The following is a 4,604-nucleotide window of genomic DNA, read 5'->3' on the forward strand; positions in this document are numbered from 1 at the left end:
GAAGCCCCCGGTTGCGCAGCTCTCCGGCGATCTTGCGCGGCCCGATGCCCGGCCAGGCCTTGCGCAGGGCCACGACGGCCTCCCGCATTTCAACGGGTGTCCTGTGCGGGCAACCGCGTGGCCTCCTAGCCAGCTCCACGAACCCGAACCTTCCGAACTCATGATAGCGTTTCAGCCACTTGTATCCGGTTTTCCGGCTGATTCCATACTTGCGGCACAGCTCCGCCACGGCCTCGACGCCGAGCCGCGCCTCCATCACAAACAACCATCGCTGATCCATAGGTTTGACCTCATTCCAGGGCATAGGCACCTCCAGGCTCTCATGCCCAAAGTGTTACCCATGTTCCCGGGCTAATGTGTTACCTATGTACCCGGGCTGTACCTTCCTTTCTCCCTTCCCCCGGACCCCCATCCCCCTTTCCTTCCTAAACTTTTTATATGCGCATTCGCGCGTGTGGCGTGGGGAGGGAAGGCGTGCCTTGATCCTTGGTACAGGGCGAGACCGATAGGTGGATAGTCGAAGAGGCGGGGCTGGTGGTGGACGCACGGCCTCCGCGATAGCGGCAAAAAAAGTTTTGGAGAGTCCAGAGAACCTTTTTCAAAAGGTTCTCTGGCGGGGTCCGGGGCAGCGCCCCGGCCGCCGGAGGCATTCCTCCTACCCGATCATCGAAACGAGAAAGGCGAGGAGGTGCAGGCAGCCCATGGCGTAGAGCCCGGCCACGCCGTCGTCGATCATGACGCCGAAGCCGCCGGGGAAGGCGGTTTCGGCCCATTTGACGGGCCAGGGCTTGAGGATGTCGAAGACGCGGAACAGGGCGAAGGCGGCGGCCAGGTACCAGAGGGGCATGGCCTGGAAGAAGAACAGAGCGAGCCATTGGCCGAAGAGTTCGTCCACGACCACGCAGCCGGGATCCTTTTTGCCCAAGACGGTTTCGGCCCGGCCGCAGGCCCAGGTGCCGACGATGAAGACGCCGACCAGGACGGCGGCGCGCCAGGGCAGGGCGAGGGTCAGGAAGAGCGACGGCGCGATCACCACGGCCGCCAGGGAGCCCCAGGTGCCGGGGGCCTTGGGGAAATGGCCGACGGGGCCGAGGGTGGCCACGGCGAGGGCCAGTTTGTCGAGGGGGTGGGATTCGGGCATGGTGGGGGCTCCGGGCTGCGGTTTACGGCCTTGATAATCGGAAACGCGGCCGCAGGCAATGCCCTTGACGCTCGTAGGAAGCCGGGGGTATCGCTTCGGCATTGTCGCGGCCTCCATTCCGGTGGTTGCGCACCCCTCACAGGAGACTGTTTGAAGCTTCCGCTTTCAGATCTTTTTCGTTAGCTCCATCCCCGCCCGAGCGGCCATTGCCGGGCGGGCGGAATCGATTGACGGCCGCGCCCGCATGGAGCGCGGGTCTTATCTCATGGACTGCAACAACAGGAATCGAAGATGCATATACGCTTGGAAACAAACAGCGACGTCGCCGCCATCCGCGCGGTCGAATACGCGGCCTTCCGCAACCATCCCCAGCACGCGCCCGGGGCCGAACCCACCGAACACCTGATTGTCGACGCCCTGCGCGGCTCGGGCCGCCTGAGCCTGTCGCTGGTGGCCGAATACCGGGGCGAGGTAGCGGGGCACGTGGCCCTGTCCCCGGCCTCAGTGGGCGACGACGGGCGGGGCTGGTACATGCTCGGCCCGGTGGGCGTTTCGCCTGACAGTCAGGGGCGGGGCGTCGGTTCCGCCCTGGTCCGGCAGGCCCTGCGCATCATGCGGGACCGGGGCGCGCACGGCGTGGTCCTGGTCGGAGAACCGGCCTATTACGAACGGTTCGGCTTTCGCGCATGGCCGGGGCTCGTCATGGACGGCGTGCCGAGGAAGAACGTCCTGGCCATCACCCTGGACGGGCGGGAGCCCCAAGGCAGCGTCCGGGCCGATCCGGCGTTCCTGGTGACCGCCGACGAGTGATCGTGAACAGGCTATGAATCGGGGAGCGGGCCAGGTGGTCCGCTCCCTTTTTTGCGGGCCGTGGGTGACGGCCTGGGGATGCTCCGTTCCTTTTTTCGCGGCGGGGAGTGCGCAAGCGGGATTCCTTGTGGTAGGGATGGACCGGCAATGACGCCGAAAAGCCGAGGGAGGTTCCATGAAGAAACGTCCGAGCCAGATAGTCCTGAGTCAATACAGCCCTCTGATGTCCGTGGACACGCCGCTGACCGATGCGCAAGGCGGTGCCGTGGAGGTCCCCCGGGTCTATTCCCTGTGCCGCTGCGGCGAGTCCGGGGCCAAGCCCATGTGCGACGGCACCCACGCCAAGGTCGGTTTCGCGGGCGTGCGCGAGGATTCGGCCAAGAGGCCGCTGGAGTACTACGAGGGCAAGGACATCACCATCGTCTACGATCGCTACCTGTGCATGGGCGCCGGGTTCTGCGGTGAGCTCGAAGCCGTGTTCGGGACCCACGACGCGCCCATCTACGAGCCGGACGGGGCGCCGGTGGAGGAGATCATCGCCACCATCCGCAAGTGTCCGTCGGGCGCGCTGACCTATATGATCGACGGCGTGCACTACAAGGATTTCTTCGACAAGCCGGAGATTGTCATCGAGAGGAACGGGCCGGTCCACACCCGGGGCGGCGTCGATCTGATCGACGACCAGTTGTCCGACGAGCTGCTGCCCCTGGCCGACCACTACGTCCTGTGCCGCTGCGGCGGATCGAAGAAGAAGCCGCTGTGCGACGGCTCGCACGAGGAGAACGGGTTCGAGGGCTGATTCGGGCGCGACCGCTTACGGGCCTTGCGCGTCGGGGAAAGGGCGCTTATGGTCTTCGCCGATCAAACCCGGCAACCGCAGGGAAAGAAAGGAGCAAACGCATGCAGCCCGCCACCGGACAGGACCTCCCGAGGATCGTCGAGATATACAACTCCACGGTGCCCACGCGCATCGCCACGGCCGACACCGAGCCGGTCAGCGTGGAGTCCAGACGCCCCTGGTTCAACAACCACGTGCCCGGCAAGCGGCCCATCCTGGTGGAGCGCATCGACGGCGAGGTCGCGGCCTGGGTCAGCTTCGAGTCCTTCTACGGCCGCCCGGCATACGGGCGAACCGCCGAGGTCAGCATCTACATCGCCCCGGAACACCGGCGGCAAGGATTGGGCAAGCGGCTGCTCCGGGAGGCCCTGGACATGACCCCGGAATTGGGCATCCGGACCGTGGTGGCCTACATCTTTTCCCATAACGAGGGGTCCATGCGGCTGTTCCGGTCCTTCGATTTCGAGGAATGGGGCAGGCTGCCGGACATCGCCGAGATGGACGGCAAGCGCTACAGCCTGTCCATCCTGGGCAGACACGTCAATCCGTAGGCTGCCGCCCTTTTGACGCCGTCGCCCTCGGGGCGTATCCTGGGGTTCCCATTGACCTCTTGACCAGGAGCACCCATGGACGCGAAGCCCAAGGCCGCCGGTAAAAGCAGCATCGACCTCATCGACCAGGATCTCGCCTTCGACAACATCATGGTCGGTTCGCGGGCCACGTATCTCGATCTCGGCAGCGGCGCGGGGAACTACACCCTGGCCCTGGCCCGTCGACTGGGCGCGGGGTCGCTGGTCTACGCCCTGGATCTGTGGGAGGACGGGATCGTCGCCCTGGCCGAGGCCGCGCGTGAGGAAGGGCTGGGCAACGTCAAGCCCATGGTGGCCGATCTTTCACAACCCCTCGATTTGGCCAGCGGCTCGGTGGACGCCGCGTTCATGGCCACCGTGCTGCACGACCTGCCCGAGGCGGCCCGGTCCGGGCTCATGGGCGAGGTCGCCCGGGTGCTCGTGCCCGGCGGGGTCTTCGCGCTCATCGAATTCAAGAAGTTCGCCCACGGTCCCGGCCCGTCGTCCCCGGACAAGCGCATCGGCCCGGAGGATGCCGACCGGCTGACCGCGCCCCACGGTTTCGTCCGCGACGCTGTGGTCGACTTGGGCGAGTTCACCTATCTCGCCCGATTCCTCAGAAAATAGCCCGTGAACGGGGGGCGGCTACTCGATGAAGCCCTTTTCCTGCATGATGTCGGCCCTGACGAACCGTCCCATGCCCGTCTTCAGCAAGCTGAACCCCTGCTTCCGGTAGAAGCCTTCCTTGCCGGGCGCCGCGTACAGGATGACGTTGCAGTGGCCGACGCCGTCGAGAATGGCGCGCATGATCCTGGCCCCGAGCTTGTGTCCCTGGTATTCCGGCAGCACCGCGCAGTCGTAGACCGCCGCCTGGTACGCCCCGTCGGACAGGGCCCGCCCGAAGCCGACCAGCCTGTCTCCGTCGTAGACGAACACGGTGGTGTGGCTCGCCCTGAACGCCTTGGCGTGCACCTCGGGTGCGTGATGGGCCATGCCGACCGTCTTCAGGATGTCGGCCACGGCCTGCCAGTCGACGTCTTCGCAGTCGTTGAGTATCCGTAAATCCATTGTGATTCCTTTGTATCCGCCCGTATGCCGAAGAGCGGCGTTATGGAAGGTTCTAGCTGTGAAGTTATAGGAGGTTGTTCACTCGGCCCTAATCGGTCAAATTGTGTTTACGAAGACGCAATTGCCGAAAGGAGGACCGAGTGAACATTCATGCCAATGCCAGATTGACGCCGATTCG

7 protein-coding genes are annotated in these 4,604 nt (G+C 65.0%); 4 read left to right on the forward strand and 3 right to left on the reverse strand.

All coding sequences use genetic code 11. From position 1 onward, the window contains the following. Positions 1-304, reverse strand: a 304-nt coding sequence (locus tag AB6M95_RS19430; protein WP_371388396.1) for a helix-turn-helix domain-containing protein, incomplete at its 3' end; no start/stop codon positions are given. A 351-nt stretch (positions 305-655) separates the two neighbouring features. After that, entirely contained in the window at positions 656-1,141 is a 486-nt protein-coding gene (locus AB6M95_RS19435; RefSeq protein WP_371388397.1) for a phosphatidylglycerophosphatase A family protein, read from the reverse strand. Positions 1,142-1,432: 291 nt separating this feature from the next. Here AB6M95_RS19435 and AB6M95_RS19440 point away from each other — a divergent pair, with 291 nt between their 5' ends. The 4 genes from AB6M95_RS19440 (at position 1,433) to AB6M95_RS19455 (ending at position 3,985) form a co-directional block, all read left to right on the forward strand. Beyond that, a complete protein-coding gene (locus tag AB6M95_RS19440) occupies positions 1,433-1,951 on the forward strand; it encodes a GNAT family N-acetyltransferase (protein WP_371388398.1) in 519 nt (172 codons plus the stop codon). Positions 1,952-2,126: 175 nt separating this feature from the next. Then, on the forward strand, positions 2,127-2,750 hold the full coding sequence (locus tag AB6M95_RS19445; RefSeq protein WP_371388399.1) for a CDGSH iron-sulfur domain-containing protein: 624 nt from the start codon (positions 2,127-2,129) through the stop codon (positions 2,748-2,750). Positions 2,751-2,851: 101 nt separating this feature from the next. Beyond that, the gene (locus AB6M95_RS19450; RefSeq protein ID WP_371388400.1) at positions 2,852-3,340 is read left to right on the forward strand and encodes a GNAT family N-acetyltransferase; all 489 of its coding nucleotides are present in this window, start codon (positions 2,852-2,854) and stop codon (positions 3,338-3,340) included. Between the two features lie 75 nt (positions 3,341-3,415). Further along, positions 3,416-3,985, forward strand: a complete 570-nt coding sequence (locus AB6M95_RS19455) for a class I SAM-dependent methyltransferase (RefSeq protein WP_371388401.1) — start codon at positions 3,416-3,418, stop codon at positions 3,983-3,985. 18 nt (positions 3,986-4,003) lie between these two features. On the opposite strand, the gene AB6M95_RS19460 is transcribed toward AB6M95_RS19455, so the two are convergent. After that, on the reverse strand, positions 4,004-4,426 hold the full coding sequence (locus AB6M95_RS19460; RefSeq protein ID WP_371388402.1) for a GNAT family N-acetyltransferase: 423 nt from the start codon (positions 4,424-4,426) through the stop codon (positions 4,004-4,006). Positions 4,427-4,604: the final 178 nt, after the last annotated feature.

The organism is Pseudodesulfovibrio karagichevae (assembly GCF_041414475.1).
GTDB lineage: Bacteria > Desulfobacterota > Desulfovibrionia > Desulfovibrionales > Desulfovibrionaceae > Pseudodesulfovibrio > Pseudodesulfovibrio karagichevae.